General features: G+C 71.8%; 19 protein-coding genes. 6 read left to right on the plus strand and 13 right to left on the minus strand.

Annotated elements, in window-relative coordinates; translation table 11 throughout:
• Positions 1 to 95: 95 nt before the first annotated feature.
• The 11 genes from LUZ64_RS32730 to LUZ64_RS37650 all read right to left on the minus strand — a co-directional run bounded on the left by LUZ64_RS32730 (position 96) and on the right by LUZ64_RS37650 (position 13,172).
• Complete coding sequence (locus tag LUZ64_RS32730; RefSeq protein ID WP_170116918.1) at positions 96 to 2,306, minus strand: MMPL family transporter; 2,211 nt, start codon at positions 2,304 to 2,306, stop codon at positions 96 to 98.
• 422 nt (positions 2,307 to 2,728) lie between these two features.
• Entirely contained in the window at positions 2,729 to 3,706 is a 978-nt protein-coding gene (locus LUZ64_RS32735; RefSeq protein WP_095584246.1) for an SAM-dependent methyltransferase, read from the minus strand.
• Positions 3,703 to 4,605, minus strand: a complete 903-nt coding sequence (locus LUZ64_RS32740) for an SDR family oxidoreductase (RefSeq protein WP_095584247.1) — start codon at positions 4,603 to 4,605, stop codon at positions 3,703 to 3,705. Before LUZ64_RS32740 ends, LUZ64_RS32735 begins: the two co-directional genes overlap by 4 nt.
• Positions 4,605 to 5,348: a thiamine pyrophosphate-dependent enzyme gene (locus LUZ64_RS32745; RefSeq protein WP_095584248.1), complete on the minus strand. Its 744-nt coding sequence runs from the start codon at positions 5,346 to 5,348 to the stop codon at positions 4,605 to 4,607. The genes LUZ64_RS32740 and LUZ64_RS32745 overlap by 1 nt, the downstream gene beginning before the upstream one ends.
• Positions 5,349 to 5,407: 59 nt before the next feature.
• Complete coding sequence (locus tag LUZ64_RS37645) at positions 5,408 to 6,304, minus strand: thiamine pyrophosphate-binding protein (RefSeq protein WP_170116920.1); 897 nt, start codon at positions 6,302 to 6,304, stop codon at positions 5,408 to 5,410.
• A gap of 60 nt (positions 6,305 to 6,364) precedes the next feature.
• Positions 6,365 to 6,865 (minus strand): VOC family protein, encoded by a 501-nt coding sequence (locus tag LUZ64_RS32755; protein ID WP_170116921.1) that lies wholly within the window; start codon positions 6,863 to 6,865, stop codon positions 6,365 to 6,367.
• Positions 6,862 to 7,956, minus strand: coding sequence for a 3-oxoacyl-ACP synthase III family protein (locus LUZ64_RS32760; protein WP_095584251.1), 1,095 nt, complete (start codon positions 7,954 to 7,956; stop codon positions 6,862 to 6,864). Before LUZ64_RS32760 ends, LUZ64_RS32755 begins: the two co-directional genes overlap by 4 nt.
• A 60-nt stretch (positions 7,957 to 8,016) precedes the next feature.
• Positions 8,017 to 9,249, minus strand: a complete 1,233-nt coding sequence (locus LUZ64_RS32765; protein ID WP_095584252.1) for a beta-ketoacyl-[acyl-carrier-protein] synthase family protein — start codon at positions 9,247 to 9,249, stop codon at positions 8,017 to 8,019.
• On the minus strand, positions 9,249 to 9,491 hold the full coding sequence (locus LUZ64_RS32770; protein ID WP_095584253.1) for an acyl carrier protein: 243 nt from the start codon (positions 9,489 to 9,491) through the stop codon (positions 9,249 to 9,251). The genes LUZ64_RS32765 and LUZ64_RS32770 overlap by 1 nt, the downstream gene beginning before the upstream one ends.
• Positions 9,492 to 10,703: 1,212 nt before the next feature.
• A complete protein-coding gene (locus LUZ64_RS32775) occupies positions 10,704 to 11,210 on the minus strand; it encodes a DUF6233 domain-containing protein (RefSeq protein ID WP_095584254.1) in 507 nt (168 codons plus the stop codon).
• A 969-nt stretch (positions 11,211 to 12,179) separates the two neighbouring features.
• Complete coding sequence (locus LUZ64_RS37650) at positions 12,180 to 13,172, minus strand: FUSC family protein (protein ID WP_095584256.1); 993 nt, start codon at positions 13,170 to 13,172, stop codon at positions 12,180 to 12,182.
• Positions 13,173 to 13,460: 288 nt separating this feature from the next.
• On the opposite strand from LUZ64_RS37650, the gene LUZ64_RS32790 reads away from it, so the two are divergent.
• Complete coding sequence (locus LUZ64_RS32790; RefSeq protein ID WP_095584257.1) at positions 13,461 to 13,802, plus strand: hypothetical protein; 342 nt, start codon at positions 13,461 to 13,463, stop codon at positions 13,800 to 13,802.
• Between the two features lie 106 nt (positions 13,803 to 13,908).
• Here the strand turns inward: LUZ64_RS32790 and LUZ64_RS37360 are convergent, their stop codons facing one another.
• Positions 13,909 to 14,040, minus strand: a complete 132-nt coding sequence (locus tag LUZ64_RS37360) for a hypothetical protein (protein WP_269755771.1) — start codon at positions 14,038 to 14,040, stop codon at positions 13,909 to 13,911.
• Positions 14,041 to 14,800: 760 nt separating this feature from the next.
• Between LUZ64_RS37360 and LUZ64_RS32795 the strand changes: the two genes are divergently transcribed.
• From LUZ64_RS32795 to LUZ64_RS32815, 5 genes are all read left to right on the plus strand, one after another.
• The gene (locus LUZ64_RS32795) at positions 14,801 to 14,908 is read left to right on the plus strand and encodes a keywimysin-related RiPP (protein ID WP_143593424.1); all 108 of its coding nucleotides are present in this window, start codon (positions 14,801 to 14,803) and stop codon (positions 14,906 to 14,908) included.
• An 88-nt stretch (positions 14,909 to 14,996) separates the two neighbouring features.
• Positions 14,997 to 16,856, plus strand: coding sequence for a lasso peptide isopeptide bond-forming cyclase (locus tag LUZ64_RS32800; protein ID WP_095584258.1), 1,860 nt, complete (start codon positions 14,997 to 14,999; stop codon positions 16,854 to 16,856).
• A 4-nt stretch (positions 16,857 to 16,860) separates the two neighbouring features.
• A complete protein-coding gene (locus LUZ64_RS32805; protein WP_095584259.1) occupies positions 16,861 to 17,118 on the plus strand; it encodes a lasso peptide biosynthesis PqqD family chaperone in 258 nt (85 codons plus the stop codon).
• Positions 17,119 to 17,148: 30 nt separating this feature from the next.
• Entirely contained in the window at positions 17,149 to 17,565 is a 417-nt protein-coding gene (locus tag LUZ64_RS32810) for a lasso peptide biosynthesis B2 protein (RefSeq protein WP_095584260.1), read from the plus strand.
• 30 nt (positions 17,566 to 17,595) lie between these two features.
• Entirely contained in the window at positions 17,596 to 19,548 is a 1,953-nt protein-coding gene (locus LUZ64_RS32815; protein WP_095584261.1) for an ABC transporter ATP-binding protein, read from the plus strand.
• Here the strand turns inward: LUZ64_RS32815 and LUZ64_RS37900 are convergent.
• On the minus strand, positions 19,445 to 19,996 hold the full coding sequence (locus tag LUZ64_RS37900; RefSeq protein WP_170116923.1) for an FUSC family protein: 552 nt from the start codon (positions 19,994 to 19,996) through the stop codon (positions 19,445 to 19,447). The genes LUZ64_RS32815 and LUZ64_RS37900 overlap by 104 nt on opposite strands.
• Positions 19,997 to 20,379: the final 383 nt, after the last annotated feature.

The following is a 20,379-nucleotide window of genomic DNA, read 5'->3' on the forward strand; positions in this document are numbered from 1 at the left end:
GAGAGCCCGCCTGCGCCAGGGCGTGGAGACCCATGCCCGGCCAACGGCCGATCCGCCCTGAGGACACTCTGGCGCGCTCCTCCGTCTTGCCCGGCTCACACGTCGGCCCGGCCCGCGCGGGGACGCAACCGTGCAAGGCACCTGGGAGCCCACCAATTGGCCGGGCCCGTGAGGGACATGACGGCAGGTACCAGGATGCCGCGGACCAAGGTGGCGTCGGCGATGACGGCCACGATGAGCCCGGTGCCGATCATCCGCAAGCTGGTGACCGCCGAGGCGGCCAGCGCGGCCATGGTCAGGGAGATGATCAGCGCCGCGGTGGTCACCAGCCGCCCGGTGCGGGCGACACCGAGAACGACAGCCCGGTCGTTGTCCCCGCTCTCCGCGTAGGCCTCCTGGACCCGGGAGAGCAGGAAGAGCTCGTAGTCCAGGCACAGCCCCCACGCGACGGCGGTGGTGGTCATCAGCGCGCCGATGTCCAGCGACCCGGTGACCGCGGCCCGGTCCGCCAGGAACGGAAGACGGCCGTCCTGGAACACCAGGACGGCCGCCCCGAGACTGGCCGCCAGGCTGACCACGCTGAGCACGAGCGCCTTGAAGGCGATGAGCACGCTGAAGGTGAAAGCGAAGACCAGGACCAGGGTGCCGGCCGCGGCGATCCCGAGCGCCCAGGGCAGCCGCCCTCCGATAGCGGCCTTGGTGTCGGCCAGGCGCGCGGCGTCCCCGGTGACCAGACGGGGCTCGGGAGAGGCGACCGCACGGACGTCCCGGACGACCCTCCGCGCGCCCGGCGAGGCGGGGAGCCGCCTCGTATCGATCACCAGACAGACGCCAGGAACACCCCGCCCGCCCTCCGCGCACGGAGCACCACCCCCGCTGACCCTGCCCCCGTGCTGGTAACGACCGGCAGGAGCGGTGACCGCACGGACACCCGGCACAGCGGAGACACGGCGCGCGTAGTCCTCCACGGCCCGGCCCGCGGGCTGCGCCCCACTCTCGGGGAACACAACGGTCAGACGGCTTTCGGGGCGGACGGGGAACTGACGGCCGATGGCTTCGGCGGTCGCACGTACTTCCACCCCGGGCGGCAGGATACGGGTGTCGGCCACACCGAAGCGGGCATGGCCGAAAGGGACCATGAGCGCGGCCAGGACGACAGCGGCGGCCCCGCCCATCAGCAGAGGGCGGCGCGTGCTGAGCGAAGCCAGACGCAGCCAGCCCTGGCTGAGCTGCCCTTGCACCCACCACGGCGCCCCGGACCGCCAGGGCCCACGCCCCCGGCACCGGGCGGAGGGCCCCTCCAACGGCCGGATACGGCCGCCTGCCGCTGCCAGGAGAGCCGGCAGAAGGGTGAGAGCGGTCAGCCCCGATGCCAGGACGACGACGATGCCCGCCCAGGCCAGTGACTGCAAGAACCCCAGAGGGAACAGCACAACCACCGACAGACACAACGCGACGGTCACGGCCGAGAAAACGACCGTGCGTCCAGCCGTGGCAACCGCCACGGCCACGGCAGCACGGTGACCCAGCTCCTCCCGGTACCGGGTGACGACCAGCAGCCCGTAGTCGACAGCCAGACCGATACCCAGAGCGACGGCCAGGTTCGGGGCGAACGACGTGATCTCCCACCAGACGGTGAGCAGCCGCAGCACCGCGCACGTGACCGCGATGGCCGCGACACCCGGCACCACCAGGACCAGCGCCGCCGACCAGGACCCCAGGACCATCCGTAAAGCCATCAGCGCCACCGGCAGCACAGCCAGCTCCACACCCAGCAGGTCACGCTCGCTGCGCTCCGTGACCTGAAGCGTCAGCTGCGCGGGCCCGGTGACCGACAGCTTCAGCGGCCCGCGCCACGCACGCAGATCCGGCAGCAGCGCCTCGGCGTGCCGGACACCATCCGCCTCACTGCCCGCGAACTCCACCAGAATCAGCGCGCCGCGCCCGTCGCTGGAACGTGTCGCCGGGTCGTGGACGGTCCAGTAGGACGAAGCTGAGGCCACGCCCGGTGTGCCGGCGATACGGCGGGTCAGCGCGGTCCCGGCGGCACGGACGGCCGGCGCGTCGACGTCTGTCGGCGCACGTGCCAGGACGATGAGCCCAGGCGCCTTCTTCCCGAAACGCTCGGCGAGGAGACGGTCAGCTTGGGAGGACTCGGTTCCCTTGGCCCAATACCCCCCGGAGGCCAGCCGCGGCCACAGTCCTGCGGCAGCGCACGACAGGACGATCACGGCCAGAGCGGCGACGGCCAGGACAACCCGGTGATGCCGGTGGCCCCACAGAGCCAAACGCGACAGGCGCACCATGTCTCCTTTGCGAGGACTGCGCGGACAGCTGGAGGACGTATCGCGAGGGCCCCGTAGCGCTGCGGGCCGGCGGAGCCCGACCACACCACCGGCTCGGCTCCGGCACCCCCACGGCGGAGGCCGAAGCCGGCCCTGGAAGACGCCGGCTTCCCCAGGACGAGGAACGACCGCACCGAACGACAGGGCGCCAGAGCACCAGGGCGCCATAGACAAAAGGAGCGATCACGCGATGATCGGCCGGCACCGGAAAGGCATGGCCGCACCGACGGCGGCAGGCTCAAGAACGCCTCCCCGCCTGGCAGCCGCCTGCTCCGTGAACGCCCGCCACCAACCTGCCGAATGCGGGCCCGCCCATGCCGCGCGACGCCGCTGGTGGAGCCCACACCCCAGCCCGGCACGCACCCCGCAAAGCCCACATGACATCAAGCACCCGCAGACCGCGACCGTACTCCCGCCGTTCCCGGCCGGCCGATGCCACGATGACCACACACACGCGCGGGGGCACGGCGCCGGCACAGCCCGCGCCCCCGCACACCCGGAAGCAGAGGGCTACTCCGCGGGCCTTTGCGCCAGCAGCACCAGGTATCCGACGCCGGAGGCCTCAGCGAGAGGGCCGGGGTCGAAAGCGGTGACCAGATCAGCGCCGAAGCGGTGGTCCAGCGCCGCGCGGTGCTGCGCGATCCGGGACGAAACGCGTGGATCGTCGGCCGCAAGCAGTTCCGCGAGAGGTCGCGGACCTCTTCGACGAGAAGACCGGCCTCGCTGACCGTGCGGACGTAAGCGTCCATGCACGGCGCCGGAGCAGCCATGAACCGCTGCCAGTAGGCCTGCAGCAGCGCGTCCTCGTCCACGGCGCTGACCCGCTGGCTGAAGAAATCGGTGAGCACCAGCCGCCCTCCCGGCCGCAGCACCCGGGCGATCTGCTGGAAGACCCTCAGCCGGTCGGGCATGTGAACGATGGACTCGATGGCCATCACGGCGTCGAAGGACGCGGTGGGGAAGTCCATCACCATGGCGTCCGCCTGCCGGAACGTCACCCGGCCCTCCAGCGCCGCCGACCGCGCCTTCTCCCCGGCCCGACTGACCTGCTCCGCGCTGACGGTGATCCCCACCACGCGGGCACCGGTGGAGTGATGGACCCGCACCGCGGGCCCGCCCACCCCGCACCCCACATCCAGGACGCTCCCCACCGCCCCCGGGCCCGAACACAGCCGGTCGATCACCAGATCGGTGAGCTGCTGCGCGGCCCGCTCGAACGACGTCTCCGCCGTACTCTGCCCCTCCTTCCAGTACCCGAAGTGCAGGTTCTCGCCCATGACCGCCCCACTGAGCCCGGTCAGAGCGTCGTAGAGCTGCCCGACCTGCTCCGGCCGGGCAGCCTCCGCCTGATAAGCACTCACTTCTTCTCCCCTCCCGTGACGAACCGCAGCACCCCGCGCGACCCCGGCGGCACCGGACACGCGCCGATGGCCATGCACTTCAGGTAGTCCGTGAGCACCCGCGGAAGGTGCTCCTCCGCATAGATCCCGACCCACGCGTCCCAGCCCACCGGATACCGCGCCCAGGGACGCCGCGCCTCCAGACAGCGCCGCACGGCCCGGGCGACCGGAAACGGCTGCCGCAACCGGATCCCCTGCTCGGTGTACCGCCGAATCAGCCCCGCAGCCGCCGGATACACCGTCGCCGGGCCGGGCGAGAACTCCTCCTGAGCCCGGCCCCAGATGGAGCTGGCGAACCGCCCCGGCTCCACCAGACACACCTCGATCCCGAAACCCCGCAGCTCCATCCGCAAGGTGTCACTGATGGATTCCAGCGCATGCTTCCCCGCCGAATACCACCCGACGAAAGGGAAGTTCACCCGCCCGCTACCCGAGGAGATATTGACGATGCGCCCCGAACCGCACGCGCGCATCGCAGGGATCACCATACGAGCCAACCGCACGGGCGCGATCAAATTAAGCTCCAGGTGCCGGCGCACCGCCTCGTCACCGATCTCCTCCACCGGCCCCGGCAACGGCCCACCGGCGTTGTTGACCAGAGCCCACGGCCCCCCGTCCGTCAGCTTCGCCGTCTCGGCGACAGCCGCCTCGCACGAGAGAGGATCGGTGGCATCACACAGAACCACCCGCACCTCGACGCCCTCACGCCGGGCCCGCGCCAGCAGCCCCTCCGCCTTCTCCCCACTGCGCGCCGTGCCGACCACCTGATAACCGGCTCTGCCCAGCTCCAGCACGGTCAGCAGACCGATACCACTGGTCGCCCCCGTCACCAGCACACTGCGCCCCCTCGACACCGCCATCACTCACTCCCGCCCCGGCCGGACATCTGCTGCAGAGCCTCGACGCGCCCCGCACCCTTGATCCGCACATTGGCGTTGTGACGGATGTCCAGCAGCGCCGGCCCGGGCCGCCGCATCAACTGCTCGACGAGCGCGGGCGTGATCTCACCGGGCCGGTTCACCCGCCGCGCGGGCACCCCGTGCCCCTGCGCCCACGCGACGAAGTTGATCGTGGGAGTCGACCAGGCGGCGGTCCGGCCGAACTGCTGCCGGTAGCCGTGGTAGACCATGTTGTACCGGGAATCGTTGAACACGGCGAACAACACCGGGAGCTTGTGCTTGACGGCGACCAGGATCTCCGCCCCGCTCATCTGCATGCCACCGTCACCGCAGATACAGACCACCGTCCGGGACGGGTCCGCCAGAGCCCGCCCGACAGCGGACCCGATGCCCGAGCCCATGCTGCCCAGCCCCAGGTGGATCCCGAAACCCTGCGCCTCACGGGTGGTGAGGTAATGCAGCGCGAACAGCATGTGCTCACCGATGTCGGTCACGAAACGGGCCCGGGGCCCCACGGCGGTCTGCAGATCGTGCAGGGCACGGTGCGGAGCGATGGGGAACGTCGTATCCGCGGCGTAGCCCGGGAAGTCGAAGGGACTCTCGCACACCGCCTCCTCCCGCGCCTTGTGCGCGCTGAGGTGTTTCAGCCGCAGCTGCAGCGCGACCTCACACAGGTGACTGCTGAACGCGCCGACGTCCGCCACCACCGCCGTCGTGGCGGGCAGGGACCGCGAGAAGACCCGCGGATCCAGGTCGACATGGATCAGCCGGCCCCCGGCCCCACCAGAGGCGTCGGCCCGATCGAACAGTCATCGAGATCCGTACCCAGCACCAGCGCGGCATCCACGCCCTTCGCGGTGTAGCGACGCGCCCACCAGGAAGCCGCCATGCCGCACCCGCGCAAGGACAGCGGATGACGCTCATCGATCAGCCCCTTGGCACGGGGGGTGGTCGTGAAGGGGATGTTCAGCGTCTCCGCGGCCTGCCGGACAAGCCACGCCGACGCCCCCGCCCCCGCCCCCACCACGATCAGCGGACGCTCAGCGGCGGCCAGCACCTCAGCCGTCATGCGCGCGATATCGACCAGCCCTCCGTCACGCGGAAGCCTCCCGCGCTGTTTGCGCAGCAACACCCCCGCCGGCGCCTCAGCGGCGGCGACGTCCAACGGCGCCACCAGCAACGCCGGCCCGGGCACCTCCGCACCGGTCGCCGCCTCCAGGACCTCCAGCGCACAGGCGGAGGCACACGACGGGTGAGTCAGGCGCACCTGCGCCCGGGTCACGGGCTGATAGATCCGCTCGACCTGGAGCCCTTGGCCACCCATGTCCTGCAGCATGCGCTCGCCCCAGCCGGCCTGGGCGACGTCCCCGCACAACACCACCAGCGGCACCTGCTCGCAGTGCGCCGCCGCGACACCGGTCACGGCATTGGTTCCCCCCGGCCCGGCCGTGACGAGCACACACGGCACCTGCCCCGTGATGTTCCAGAAGCCGATCGCGGCAAACGCCGCGGCCGTCTCATGCCGCGATTCGATCAGCCGCGCCCCGTCGTGGCGCAGCACCGCGTCGAAAACCGGCATCACCGGCCCGCCTGGAACGCCGAAGAAGGTCCGCACACCCGAGCAGACCAGGAAGTCGATGACCCGGTCCGCAGCGGTCACCACGGCCGCGGGCCGGCCCTCCGCGCGGGCGGCGGCGAGAGCGGGGGCGCGGCACGGTCCTTACCGGGTGTGACGGTCACGGTGGTCCTTTCCCTTCGTGTCGGTCGTTTGCGCGACGAGCCTGCTGACACCGGACGTCTCCAGCCGGAAGCCGCCGGCCGGCGCCCGGCCGGGGAGAGCGCGCTCCACCAGCTGGATGAGGACGCCCGCCGTGCTGCCCGGGTCAAGGAACACCTCCCGGACACCCGGCCCGGTCACCACCGGCTCGCCCAGGGCCCGCATGCCCAGCGCCGCCGCGTGGGCCATGGCCTCGGCCATGCTGTCCACCGCCAGGCCGATGTGGTGCCAGGACGCCGCGGGCACGGAAGGCCGCACGGGCACGGCACGGGGACCGAGGGTGACCACGTGCAGCTCGCACCCGCCCGGCAGGGTGCGGACCGTCATGCGCGCGTCGTCGAGCACGCTGACGGGGGGACGCCCCAGCAGAGCCCCCAGCCGGCGGGCGGCGGCATCGGCATCCGGCACGACAGCGGTCACATGGTCGATGGGCAGAGGCTTCACCACTGCACCGCCGCCGCCGCGTAGACGAACCCCGCCCCGCCGGTCCCGGCCAGGACCCTGGAGCCGTCATGGATCCTGCCCTCGCGCAGCGCCTGGTACCAGCCGGCGCTGATATTGACCGGGCCCACATTGGCGTACTCGTCGTAGGTGTGGAACAACGCCCCGGCGGGGATGTCCAGCGCCTCGCTGAGGTAGGCCGGCACCCAGGCGGTCGACTGCTGCGGCACGAAGACGGCCACGTCCTTGGACTGCCACCGCGCCCGCCCCAGCGTCCGCGCCGTTACCGTTCTCAGGCGCTCGGCCAGCGTCTTGAGCACTGTCAGCTGCAGTGCGTGGTCGAACTTCAGGCACAACTGCAGGTTCTGTGACCACCAGGTATGCACGGCGGAGGACCCCTGCTGCCAGTTCGCGGTGGTCGCCCCGTGCAACGAGCCGTCGGCGGACCAGGACGCCGCGATACGCGCCCCCTCCTTGCGACCGACCATGAACGCGGCCGCGAGATCACCCACCCCCAGGTACGAGCTCGCTTGCGGGTCGTTCACACGCGTGAACGCGCACGACTGCACACACAGGACGAACTCGGCCGTACCGGAGGCGATCAGCGAGGCGGCGGCCCCCAGCTGCGCGATCGGGCCGGCACACGAACCGTCCAGGCTCCAGACCGCGGCGTCGCGCACGCCGAGCTGATGAGCCACCAGAGCCGCGTTGCTCGGGTACGGACTGTCCGGAACGGTCGACTGCACCAGCACGGCACCGATCTGCCCGGCGGCCACACCGGAGCTGCTCAACGCCTCCTCCGCCGCTTCCGCCTCCGCCGCGGAGGGGGGCATGTCGGCGGGGAAGACCCGGCGGTGGACCGCACCGCGGAACGGATCGCTCATGGTGCGCCGGGCGATGGCGAGTGTCCGGGGGTATTGCTGTGCCGGCAGTGCCAGACCCAGGAGGCGGAAGTTCCCCTCCTGGTCGACCGAGCCGAGGTAGGGGTCCTGGACGGTCCACTCGCCTTGACAGCCCGCTGCTACGCGGTCGTTGGTGACGGCGGGGCCGTGCCACATGCCCATGCCAAGGATGCCGATGTCATCGGTCAACACGGAGGAGTCCCTTCGTCGGGCCTTTCGTGACCTGTGCGGGGGAACGGAGGCGAGGCGGGGTCAGGCCGCTGTGATCACGAGAACGGCGTTGTGCCCGCCCAGCCCGAAGGAGTTGCTGGTGACTGCCGGAAGGGGGAGCGGCCGGGGGGCCGTGGTCACCACGTCCAGCCTGACGGCCGGGTCAGGCCTCTCGTGGTTGACGGTGGGCGGCACGATCCCCTGTGCGACGGTGAAGACGGCACAGACCGCGTCGATGGCGCCGGAAGCGCCGACAGTGTGGCCGATCGTTCCCTTCACCGAGGTGACGACGGCCTCCTCGGGGAAGACCCTGGTGATCACACGGGCCTCGATCAGGTCGCCGGCCAGGCTCCCGGTGCCATGGGCGTTGACGTGGCCGATGTCGTCGGGTTTGAGGTCGGCGTCGGCCAGTGCCGCCCTGATGGCCTGTTCCGCCTGCTGACCTCCCGGACGCGGCGCTGTCACGTGGCAGCCGTCCGAGGTGGCCCCGTAGCCACTGATCCAGGCGTGGACCGGTGCCCTTCGGGCGTGAGCGTCCTGCGGGCGCTCCAGCACCATGAAGCCGGCCCCTTCGCCCAGGACGAATCCGTCCCGGTCGGCGTCGAACGGCCGTGAGGCCTTCTGCGGGCTGTCGGAACGCCGGGAGAGAAGGGCCAGCCTGTCGAAGCCGGCGACGGTTACCGGAGTGAGAGCGGCTTCCGCACCTCCCGCCACGGCCACGTCACAGGACCCTGACCGCAGCAGGTCCCGGGCCACCCCGATGGCTGTCGTACCGGAAGCGCAGGTACTGCCCACCATCAGGTTCGGTCCCGTGGTGCCGAGGTCGGCCGCGACGTGCGCGGCCGGCATGCTGGGCACCGCCTGCAGGACTCCCAGCGGGTAGACCGAACGCGCCCCGTGCTCGAGGAACCTGCGGTGCTGTTCCTCGTAGGCCGCGAGACCGCCGATACCCGTTCCCACGACCACGGCGACCCGTGCGCTTTCCCACCGGCCGGCCCCGAGTCCTGCCTGCCGTACCGCCTCGCGGGCCGCGCGCACGGCGAGGCGGCTCGCGCGCGCCTGTGTCCGAGTGTGGCGGCGCTCGGCCGGAGAGCTGCGGTCCAGGTTCTCGACCCGGCAGCTGAAGTCGACGGCGAGGCCGGTGAGGGTGTGGTCCGTCGAGGCGGTGGGAGCGCCACGGCAGATCATTTCCCAGGTGCTGGAGGCGTCGGCCCCCGCAGACGTCAGCATGCCGAAACCGGTCACGGCCGCGTCGAATACGCGTGACACCGCCATCAGCCCTCACGCGCCTTCTTGCCGATCAGCCGAGCGATGTCACCGAGAGTTACTCCCGGAATGAAGAGAATATCTTCCGACAATGAGATGCCGAACTCTTCACCGGCCAGGAGCCCGAATTCCGACAGGGAGAGCGAATCCATCCCGAGGCTGGACAGCGCTACACCCTCTCGGATATCCTCGGAATCGATATCGAAATGACGAGTGAGCAGTGCGGCAAGGCGGTCAAAGTAATCGGCCACCGAACCTCCTTCGAGCGTGAAGGATGGCCTTTCAAGGGTGTGCTACCACCCAAGAGAGACATAAGGTGCAGGTGCAGAAACCTCTTTCCGTGCTTTCGTACGAGTCAGGGGGAAGGTCTGTCGCAAGGCAAAAAACTGCCTCTTTGGCTCGCAGTCTCGTCCGTCACACCGCAGCACGGACGTCGGACTTTCGACGTTCGGTCGGTAGTCTCGAGGCCACGAGATTCCCGGTCCGCTGGTCGTGTGGCCCAGATAATTGCGCGATCCTGGTGCGGTTGCTTTTCGGGAAATCCGACCGCACCAGGCCCTTTTTAGACCCAATAAAAACCCTACGCCTCGATCATGAAAAGGAGAAGCTCTCCCAGGCGGTCGAGGAAAGATGTACATTGCTACTTTATTAAATCATATTGTATTTATGCCGCGATTGGTGGCGGTAGGTCGGCTTGAGCCGCTCACCTGCCGCTTTAACGTTTGCAGTAAAATGCCGAGGGGACTGCTTGGCGCTAGGTAATCAAATGGAGCGCCTTGATTGCTGCATGTTCGTGCAGTCGCGCATCGATCGCTGTCACTCCCGCCTGCCACGTCCGTGCTCTTTTCGACAGAATGATTCACCGCCGGTCCCCATTTCGCCAGGCCTCACAGGTGAAATGAGCCGATTACGTTTCCGTTTGCGTTACCCATGTTGCTTGTGAGGACCAGGGCCGGGACCCGATATCGAGCGTCATGATGAAAGTCGCCCAGAACGTGGCTTCTGGGATCGGCATACCCAGGATTTCGAAAGCTCTGGGCGGGCCCGTCTCCAGGCCCCGCCGACTGCTACCACTCAGCCCTGGTCCAGCCGGACCTCGGAGCCTTCTCTCACGCCGGGGTCGCCGCCACCGCCCGCGCTCGCCAGCGCCGTGTACGCGTCGTGGATACGCGCCGGCCGGTCCTGCGGCATACCGATCCGCAGATTCGCGAGGGCGTAGACGACCAGGACGTGGTCGCGGACTGCCCGACCAGCTCGCGCGCCTCGCCGAGCCCGTCACCCACCACCACCGCGTGCGCCCGGCCGCTGCCCGGTTCCTGGACGGTGTCCGTGGCACTGAGCGCGGTGTGGCCCGGTGCGGCAGCGTGCCGGCCCGGCCGAGAGCATGAAGGCCCATGCCCCGTTCAACGGCCCGTCCGCCGCCGGGACACCCAGGGGCGGCCGCGGCCCTTCCCTCCCGGGCTTCACCGGGCCTTGCCGGGTCCGCCCGGTGGCACGGTGAGCTGCTCGGCGCCGCACATCTCGCACGCCTGCGCGCCCGGCCGACGCGGCACCTCGAGCGCCTGGTCGGTGGTGAGGTCCGCGGGGCCCTGGGCGGTGAAGCACGAGGCATGGTGAAGGACGCTGCGCCGTGAGGCGGTGGCGTTGTACGGGTGGCGCGGGTATGTGATCTTCCAGCGGTCGGAGCCGTCCCCGGGCACCTGCGGCCAGCCCGCCCCCGAGCCCCCGCCGTCCGCGCTCCCGCGCGTCCGGGGCGGTGGTGGGGGAGCGGCCGGGCGACGGCCGGTGCGGGCGCGGGCGATGGCGGGATTGCCGCCGCAGGGGCACGCGCTTGTATCGCCTCCGCCTCCTCGGGGGACGGTGGCGACGTGGGTAGCGGGGACGGAGACGATGTCGGCGGGCTCGGCGGTACCCTCGCCGTGGACGATGGCGTGCGCCCAGAGGGGCAGCGGCACCTCGTAGAACCACATGCCGTCGGCGGCCTGCCAGTAGCGCAGGAGACGCCCGAGGAACTCCTGCTGTGGATGCCCAGCCGGAACCGGTCAGGGGTCTACGTGAAGGAGCTCCCCATCGGAGTACGCACGATCACCGGGGCGCGTACGTCGGTCCCGGCGTTCCTCGGCTGCACGAAGGCTTCCGCCAGCGACGATCGAACGCGCCCCCCAAGCCGTTCATGGACGCCGAGCGTATGGTCCCGCAGAAGATCGGCAGCTGGCGGGAGTTCGCAGCCCGCCACAGCGTCCAGGGAATCGCCGAGGAGCTCGCGGGCGCGACCGACCCGGCCGTCATTCATACGCTGCAACGGTGCTTGCCCCTGGCCGAAGCGGTCTACGGATTCTTCGCCAACGGCGGGGGCACCTGCTACGTGGTGGGCTTCACCAGCCCTCAGAGCGCCGTCTCACCCAAGAACCTCCAGGGGAACACGGACGCCCGCACCGGCCTCGCCGGCCTGGAGAGCATTCCCGAGATCGCCATGGTCGCCGTCCCCAGCCTCTGGGACATGACCGCGGACGCCTCCGCGGGGAAGGAGGTATCCGTGCCCGACCACGCCGCGGGCGTCAGCAGGATGGCCGAGGCCGTGAAGCACTGCACCGGGCAGCGCGACCGGCTGGCGATCCTCGACCCGCCGCCCGGCCAAAGCCCCGCCCAGGTGGGGGACTTCGCCGATAGGCTCGATTCGCCCGACTCCGACGCCGCCGCCTTCACCACCCTGTACTACCCGTGGATCACGGTCCCGGGTGTCAACGCCGTCGAGCGCACCGTGCCGCCGTGCGGCCACGTGGCAGAGCAGGCATCTGACACAGCGGTAAGGGCCACGCCGACTCCGGCATGGCCCTTACCGCGGTCCACGACGGCCGCTACGCCGCTGCCCATTCCAGCCCGAGCCAACTGCTGGAGCTTGTCCGCGGTGAGCTTCCCGCGCCTGCTCTTGCTGTTACTCAGGGCCCCCCCGAGCTTGACCTCAGTCCCGTCTTGCAGCGTCTCGACGTGGGCCCTGGGGGCCACAGCCAGCGTGAGGCGAGGACGGAGACGACCGCTCCGGCCAGGACCAGACCCGCCCGTACCGCGGCCGTGTACCAGGGCATGGAACGGTCGAAGTCGGTGAGCAGCAGAAGCAGGAGGGGAAAGGCCAGGCACCAGTAGAGGTAGTTGGCGGGCCGGAGGGCGTATGAGAGGGTGCCCGCGCCGGCGACGACGCCGGCGACCGCCCAAGGCCCGGGGTGAGTCAGGAGGACCAGGGCTGCGGCGATGCCGCCGAGAGTGTTACCGACAATGCGCTGGCGTGCCTTGGACTGGGTGGCTTCGGAGGTAGGGCACAGGGAGAGCAGAATTCCGGTGAGCAGCCAGTGGCCCTCGCCGGAGAGGCGATGCCCGGCAGCCATGGCCGCTGAGGCCGTTGCGAGAAGGAGTCCGAGCCGTGCCGCATGAAGCCGGTCCTCCCGGGTACGGACCGGGGTCCGTCCCGGGGACGAGGTCGGGGTGGTCCGAGTCCGCCGGGGCAGGAGGAGCGCGGCTCCCCACAGACTCCCGGCGAGTTGGGGCAGGGCCGGGATGCCGAACGCCTCCACCGGGCCGGAGATCCCGACCAGCAGGACGGCGAGCGCGGCCGTGCTTCCCACCCGGGGCAGCAGGGCCCCGGCCGCGGCTGCGATCGTGAGAGCGGGAACCAGGGCCCACAGGAGGCCGTCGGTCAGGAAGGAGTAAAGCCCGGCCAGGGTGATCACCGCCGTCCGCGTGCCGAGGCGCCGGGCCCGTTCGTCCAGGCCGGCCCCCGCGGGCAGGGGCATGACCACCAGCAGCGCCGGAAGGGTCAGCGCCGCGCCCGTACCGGGGTGCCCCGTCGCTGTGCCGGCCAGCAGCGGGGCGGCGAGCGCGATCCCGGCGACTGTTCCGGCACGCCAGTCCGCCTTCGCCTGCGGCCGCCACTCCACCCAGGCCGACGCCTTCAGCCCGGCCGCACGGGACCGCGGCCCACCACGCTCACTGCCCGCCCCGTACCCTCCCGGCCGCGGGGGCAGCGCTTCCTTCTCCCGCCTCCCCATCCGGCCTCCACCCACGTCGACCCCGAGATCAACAGCCTGACGCGAACATCCAGCGCGCTCGGTGACCTTGCTCCGTACGCGGCGCGCCGCCGGAGTCACCACAACCCGGGGTCACGAGTGTCGCCTGCCCCAAATCCCCCGAGCCCTACCGAGGCCCTCCGCAGGCGGGTTGAGTCGGTGACCACCAGCAAGGTCGTCCTCCCGCTGACCGCCGAGCAGGCAGAGGCCCTCGGGCTGCCGGAGTCGGAGGAGGCGTACACGATCGAGGGCCTGGTCCTGGACGCCGGGCGAAGGCCGGTCAAGCTGCCCACCACCCTCGCCTGCACCGGGTTGCCCACGCGCTGGCCGGACCTGCTGGGTACGCCGACCGTGCTCAGCGATCTGTCGGTTGCGTACTACCGCTACCGGGTCCGCCGGCAGGCCGCGGGCATGGAGGTCGCGCTCGTCGCCCAGGAGGCGGCGGAGACGCTGGAGAAGCAGTGGGAGGTCGCAGCCCCTGACCCCGAGTTCACCGCCTGACGGCCCTCAGTGCCGTCCTGACGGCTCGGCAGGCCGTCTTCCGGTGTCACGTGCTCGGTCTGTTTCCTGGGGACGTTGAGGGCCCATCTGCCTTCCTGCGTGCGCTTCACGGGCTGCTCGTCTTCCCGGCCGGGGTGAGGCCGAGGATGTTCTCGAGCAGCCATTGCTGGACGGGCGTGAGGCTGCCCCGGCCCAGGCGGTAGGCCGTTGCCCACCGTCCGAGGTCTTCGCCCTGCATGATCACTTCACCCGGCGCTGTCGGCACCGCCCCGCCTCCCTCGACATGGGCCCGGGCAAGAGGAAGGCGCGTGTGAAGGGTGCCGGCCGTGGCAGGCGGCCGCAGCGCTGAATACCGGGGTCGCCCGGCGGCCCACCGGGAACGCCGGGCGCGGCAGCCAGACGCCGTAGCGCCCGGCGTTCCCCTTGACGCCCCTGCCCGGCAGCCGCAAGCTATCGCGTCCCCTCCCGCCGGGTGTGCATGAGGCCCGCCACCCGCCGCCGGCCGAACTCCGGGGGAAGCGGCCGTTCGCGCGCGGGAGCGCGGTCCCGTACCGCCGCATACCGCCGCACGCGATGCCGCACACCCCTCACACGATGCCGCGGGTCCGGTTCGACGAGAAGTCGCATGCCGCGTTCCGAGCCGCCGTGAGCCGGTCACGGCACGGTTCCGGGGCCATTCGTGTTTGGCGGGCCCGGGAAGGGCTATCCCCTGACCGGCCCTCAGACCGTCATGCGGCGAAACGAATCCCCACACGGCCCGCATCGCATCGCACGACGGGGCGCGAGACCTCATGCACCGGTGAGGCGGGGCCAAAACGCGCCCCCCGCACACTCTCCGCGCCCGCCACACCTTTGTTGTGACTAGCCGATTATCAGCCTTAATCTCGGTGCTGCGCGGACCCCACCACTCACCGATTTCCTCACGGAACCCGGTGGAACCGCTGCACAGGCGCCTGTCGAACACGTCATCGTCCCCAAGAGACAGAAGGAGAACTGTCATGACGTACGAGCGTCCCACCCTGGCCAAGGCCGGCAGCTTCCGCAAGGCCACCGGCGTCAAGAACACCGGCCCGAAGGACATCCTCGGCGGCAAGCAGCTCCTCTGACGTGACACCGGTTGCCCGCACCTGCACGCCAGGTGCGGGCAACCCTCGCTCTCCTGCCCGCGCACCCGCCGAGCGAAGGCCCAGGCCCATGGACCACTCCCTGTCGCTCCAGGCCGTCCCCGCCTGGTTCGCCGTCCTCCCCGACACCGACGCGGCGGCACCGCTCGCCCGCAAGGCGCTCTCGCACGCGTCCCGAAGCCTGCGCCATGCCTCGGGCCGGCCGTGGGTGGTGGGCCGCTGGGCGCCGGAGGACATGGTCGTCGGCGCGTACGAGGGCACATACGTCGCGGTAACCGGGGAACACGCCGTGACCCCGCACGACGCCACACGGGCGGCGGCCGTGGCGGCCCGAGCCCGTTCCCTGGACGCCCTCGACCACGCCGCCGACTGGGCCGGCAGCTTCCACCTGATGGCCAGCGGGAGCGGTCAGGCCCGGGTACAAGGCGGCGTCGTCGACCTGCGGCGCGTCTTCCACACGACGACCGGCGCGTACGGCATCGCCGCCGACCGGGCCGACATCCTCGCCGAACTGACCGGCGCCGAACTGGACGAACGACGCGTCGCCCTGGAACTGCTCACCCTGGGCGCGCCGCACCCGTACACAGGCCGGCCCCTGTGGCGCGGGCTGCACGCCCTGCCCGGCGGGCACTGGCTGGCGCTGCGCCCCGACGGGCAGGGCCGCGTCCGGCGGTGGTGGTCGCCGCCCGACCCCGTCGTCCCCCTCACCCGGGGCGCGGCGGACCTGAGAGAGGCGCTCGTCGAGGCGGTGGGCCTCCGTACCCGGGGCCGGGACCTGGTGACATCGGACCTGGGCGGACTGGACTCCACGGCCCTGTACTGCACCGCCGTGCGCGGGGACGCCAAGGTCGTCGCCTACACCGCCGCCCTCCACGACGAGGCCGGCGACGACGTGTACTGGGCCGGGCGGACCGTCGAGGCCCTCGGCGGGGTCGAGCACCACGTCGTACCGGCCGGCGACGTGGCGATGACGTTCGACGGGATCGACGCGCTGGAGGACCTCCTCGACACCCCCAGCATCATCACCGTGGACCGCAACCGCCGCATGGGCATCATCGAGATGGCCGCGGCCCGGGGATCCCGCCTGCACCTCACCGGCCTCGGCGGCGACGAACTGCTGGCCGGCACGCCCGCCCGGCTGCACGCCCTGATACTCAGCCGCCCCCTCGCCGCGCTCGGCGCCGTCCGGGGGTACGCCGCCAAGTACCAGTGGACCCGGCGCGCGACCCTGCGCCAGCTCCTGGACCGGCGCTCGTACCGGTCCTGGCTCGACCGGGTGGCCCGCGACCTCACCGAGCCCGCGGCCCCCGCCGGCGAACCGCTGCTGGACTGGGCCGTGCCGCCCCGGATGCCACCCTGGGCCACGGACGACGCCGTCGCCGCGGCGCGCGAGCTGCTGCGCGCCGCAGGGACCGCCACCGGGCCCCGCGGCCGGGGACACGGCGAACACCGCGAACTGGCCGCGATGGACGGCATCTCCCAATGGGCCCGGCACATCGGCCAGATGGCGGCCCCGCTGGGCATCGCCGTGTCCGCCCCCTACTACGACGCCCGCGTCATCACAGCGGCCCTCGCCGTCCGGCCCCAAGACCGCATCACCCCCTGGCGCTACAAACCGCTCATCGTCGAGGCCACGCGCGGCATCGTCCCGGAGACCAGCCGCACCCGCGACACCAAGGCGAACGCCACGTTCGAGGAGGAGGCCGGGCTGCGCGCGCACCGCCGGGCCCTGCTGGCGCTGTGCGAGGACTCCCGGCTGGCCCGGCTCGGCCTGGCCGACGAGGACGCGCTGCGCGCGTGGTGCCGCCGCCCCCTGTCGGCGGAGACGGAGAGTTACCTGCTCCATCCGACGATCGCCTGCGAAGTATGGCTGCGCTCACGAGAACTGACGCGCCCACCGACCACCTACCCGGCGGGGAAGGAGAAGTGAACCGGTGCTCACCCTGAGGCCCGGCGTCCTGCTGACCGAGACCGAGTACGGCATGGCACTGCTCGACCAGAAGAGCGCGGAGTACTGGACGCTCAACCCGACGGCCGCCCTGGTGCTGCGGACCCTGCTGGACGGACACGGCGCCGAGCGAGCCGTCGACCTCCTGACCACACGGTACGAGGGCATCGACACGGCCCGAGCCGCCGAGGACGTGGACCGCATCGTCAGCGAACTGCGCGGCGCGGGCCTCCTCACCCCCTGAGAACGGCCCGCCCCCAACAGAGAGGCACGCATGACAACGCCGGAAGCGGTCCCGTACCACCCCCGTTCCATCCCCTTCCCCCGCCGTCTCACCGCCCGCGCGGCGGTGGGCTGCGCCCATGTGCTGGCGACGCAGCCGCCCGAGCGGATCCGCGCCGTCCTGGCCCGGCTGCGGGCCGGCGCCCGGCCGGCGACCCTGGCCGAGGCGAGCGCGGCCCGGCGGACGGTGCTCGCCGTGAGCCTCGCCGCCGGAGGGCACAAGGGGTGCCTGCCCCGCTCCCTGGCCACCGTACTGCTGTGCCGCTGGTACGGGCGGTGGCCCACGTGGTGCGTGGGCGTCCGCACCCGCCCGCCGTTCGCCGCGCACGCCTGGGTGGAAGCGGAGGGCGTCCTCGTCGGCGAGGGCGCCGCGCCCGACTACTTCCAGCGCTTCTTCACCGTGGAGTGACCGCGTGCCTCGCGAACCCGGAGCCGGGCGATGACGGCCCCGGCCGCCCCGGCCGCCCCGGCAGGCACGGCGGCGCACCCGGAACCGGGCCGGCCCCGGTCGGGGCACCGGGCGCTGCTGGAGCATCTGCGCCCGCAACGCGGCCGGCTGACCGCCGGCGTCGTCACCGGCCTCGTGGGCAGCGTCCTGGGCCTGGCCCAGCCGCTGGCCGCCGAGCGCGTGGTGGACGACCTGGGCCACGGCCGGCCGGCGGCCGGGCCCGTGGTCGTCCTCAGCCTGCTGGTGGCCGCCGGGGCCGTGCTCGTCGGGCTGGGCCACTACCTGTTGCAGTGCTCGGCCGAATCCCTGGTCCGTACGGCCCGATGCCGGCTGACCGACCGCATCCTGCGGCTCCGCGTCTGCGTGGTGGAACGTGCCGAGCCCGGCGACCTGATCGCCCGGGTGACGTCCGACACGACCCTGCTGCGCCAGACGACACCCCTGATGGTGGCCGCCGCCGTCACCGGCACCCTGGTGACCGTGGCGACGGTCGTGCTGATGGGCCTGCTCGACGCCGTTCTGCTGGGGGTGACCCTCACCGTCGTCGCCCTCGTCGCCGTCCTCGTCGCGGTCGTGGCGCCGCGCATCGGCCGGGCCACCCGGGGCACGCAGGAAGCGGTGGGACGCATGGGGGCCGCCCTGGAACGGGCCCTGGGCGCCTTCCGCACCGTCAAGGCGTCCGGGGCCGAGCGGCAGGAGACGGCGGCGCTGCACCGGGCGGCCGAAGAGGCGCGCCGCGCCGGAGTGCGCGCGGCGGCGTGGGAGGCGGTGTCGGCGACGGCATCGGCGGTCGTCGTCCAGGTCAGCTTCCTGGTGGTGCTGGGGGTGGGGGGCGCGCGGGTGGCCTCCGGCGACATCCGGGTGTCCACGCTGGTCGCCTTCCTGCTCTACCTGTTCGCCCTCGCCCCGCGCATCAGCCAAATGGCCGAGGGGGTGGGCCAGTTACAGATGGCGGCGGCGGCGGCCGGCCGCATCGGGGACGTCGAGGAGCTGGCGGCCGAGCGGACCGACCGGGTCCGCGAGGAGGACGGGACCGAAGAGGTCCGCGAGGAGGACGGGACCGACCGGGTCCGCGAGGAGGACGGGACCGAAGAGGTCCGCGAGGAGGACGGGACCGACCGGGTCCGCGAGGAGGACGGGGCCGAAGAGGTCCGCGAGGAGGACGGAAGCGACGGGGTTCGCGAGGAGGACGGGAGCGCCGCTGGCGGGCCGCTGGGCGTGGCGTTCGACCGGGTGTGCTTCGGCTACCGCCCCGGGACGCCGCGCGTCCACCACGAGGTCACCTTCACCGTTCCGGCGCGCGGCCTGACCGCGTTCGTCGGCCCGTCCGGAGCAGGCAAAACCACGGTCTTCTCCCTCCTGGAACGCTTCTACGAACCCGACTCCGGCCGCGTCCTCCTCGACGGCCGGGACATACGGCAGTGGCCGCTGGCACTCCTCCGCGCCCGCATCGGCTACGTCGAGCAGGATGCCCCCGTCCTCGCGGGCACCCTGCGCGACAACCTCACACTCGGCGCCGCGGACCCGTCCGCCGGCGACCTCGCCCGGGCCCTGAGCCTGACCCGGCTGGACGCGGTGGCCGACCGGCTGCCGCACGGGCTGGACACCGATGTCGGTCACCGCGGCAGCCGGCTCTCCGGCGGCGAGCGGCAGCGCGTCGCCCTCGCCCGCGCCCTGCTGCGCCGCCCCCGGCTGCTGCTGCTGGACGAGGCCACCTCCCAGCTCGACGCGGCCAACGAGGCGGCCCTGCGGGAGACGATCGCCGACCTCGCCCGGGACACCACGGTGCTGGTAGTGGCCCACCGGCTGTCCACCGTGACCTCGGCGGACCGGATCGTGGTCATGGAGGCGGGGCGCGTCCGCGCGGTGGGCACCCATGCCGAACTGCTGGCACGGGACGCCCTCTACCGACGGCTGGCGCGCACGCAGTCACTCGACCGGTGACACGGGACCGTACCCGGCCCGGCTCGGGACGCCGGTCCCCGCGCGGCGAACAGCATGGTGGTGGCGAGCGGCAATCCGGCAAAGAAACAACAACGTCGCCTCCCCGCCGACAGGAGACAGACGGAACACCCCGGAAACCACCCCTCCAGCCTCCCGGAAAACACAACGACCAAGCACCGAACCTCCAGCCGTAACGGGCGGCACCTACCAACTGCATTACACAGACCACCGCGGCGATGACAGCGGCGCGCACGCCGAGCGTCATGGCCGGGGACAGCAGCAGCGCGGCAAGGCCGCCGCCCGCAGCGGTGCCCCACACCCGCTCCCGCACCCGGCCGCGCATCGACCGCATCCCGGGCTTCGCCACGCGCAGTGCCGAGGTGGCGAGCCACACTGCGTGTGAGAACGGCAGGAACCAGGCGGTCGTGCAGGCGAGCGCACCGGTCACAGCCAGGATGCCTGCGAACGGCAGGACCCGGGACGGCCGTTCGCGGATCCTCGCGAGGCAGCCGACCAGGGACGGACCGGCCGAGTGCCGGCCGCTCGGCCTCCTCGACGGGGGCAAGGCCCAGGACGTTCTCCAGCAGCCACACCTGCACGGGCAGCAGCTTGTCCCAACCAAGGCGCTGGGCGGCGACCCAGCGTCCGAGGTCCTCGCCTTGCACCACTACAGCGCCGGTCTTCATGGGCAGCATGGCGCCCGCTTCAGCATGCCGCTGGGCCAGGTGAAAAGACCTTGGCCAGCCGACATCCCAAGCCGGGCACCAGCCTGCGTCGATCTCCTCGAGCAGCTCACGTCGTTCCTCGGTGAGGGTCCCGGCCGTCGACTCG

The sequence above is a fragment of the Streptomyces albireticuli genome (assembly GCF_021228125.1).
Taxonomy (GTDB): Bacteria; Actinomycetota; Actinomycetes; order Streptomycetales; family Streptomycetaceae; genus Streptomyces; species Streptomyces albireticuli.

What these genes read in the sequence shown, in the direction of transcription:
- LUZ64_RS32800 (WP_095584258.1), top strand. Translation starts at nt 14,997, where the DNA reads ATGGACCACTCCCTGTCGCTCCAGGCCGTCCCCGCCTGGTTCGCCGTC.
- LUZ64_RS32740 (WP_095584247.1), bottom strand. Translation starts at nt 4,605, where the DNA reads ATGGCGGTGTCGAGGGGGCGCAGTGTGCTGGTGACGGGGGCGACCAGT.
- LUZ64_RS37360 (WP_269755771.1), bottom strand. Translation starts at nt 14,040, where the DNA reads ATGCAGGGCGAAGACCTCGGACGGTGGGCAACGGCCTACCGCCTGGGC.
- LUZ64_RS32810 (WP_095584260.1), top strand. Translation starts at nt 17,149, where the DNA reads ATGACAACGCCGGAAGCGGTCCCGTACCACCCCCGTTCCATCCCCTTC.
- LUZ64_RS32765 (WP_095584252.1), bottom strand. Translation starts at nt 9,249, where the DNA reads ATGGCGGTGTCACGCGTATTCGACGCGGCCGTGACCGGTTTCGGCATG.
- LUZ64_RS32730 (WP_170116918.1), bottom strand. Translation starts at nt 2,306, where the DNA reads ATGGTGCGCCTGTCGCGTTTGGCTCTGTGGGGCCACCGGCATCACCGG.
- LUZ64_RS32795 (WP_143593424.1), top strand. Translation starts at nt 14,801, where the DNA reads ATGACGTACGAGCGTCCCACCCTGGCCAAGGCCGGCAGCTTCCGCAAG.
- LUZ64_RS32815 (WP_095584261.1), top strand. Translation starts at nt 17,596, where the DNA reads ATGACGGCCCCGGCCGCCCCGGCCGCCCCGGCAGGCACGGCGGCGCAC.
- LUZ64_RS32775 (WP_095584254.1), bottom strand. Translation starts at nt 11,210, where the DNA reads ATGTGGTTCTACGAGGTGCCGCTGCCCCTCTGGGCGCACGCCATCGTC.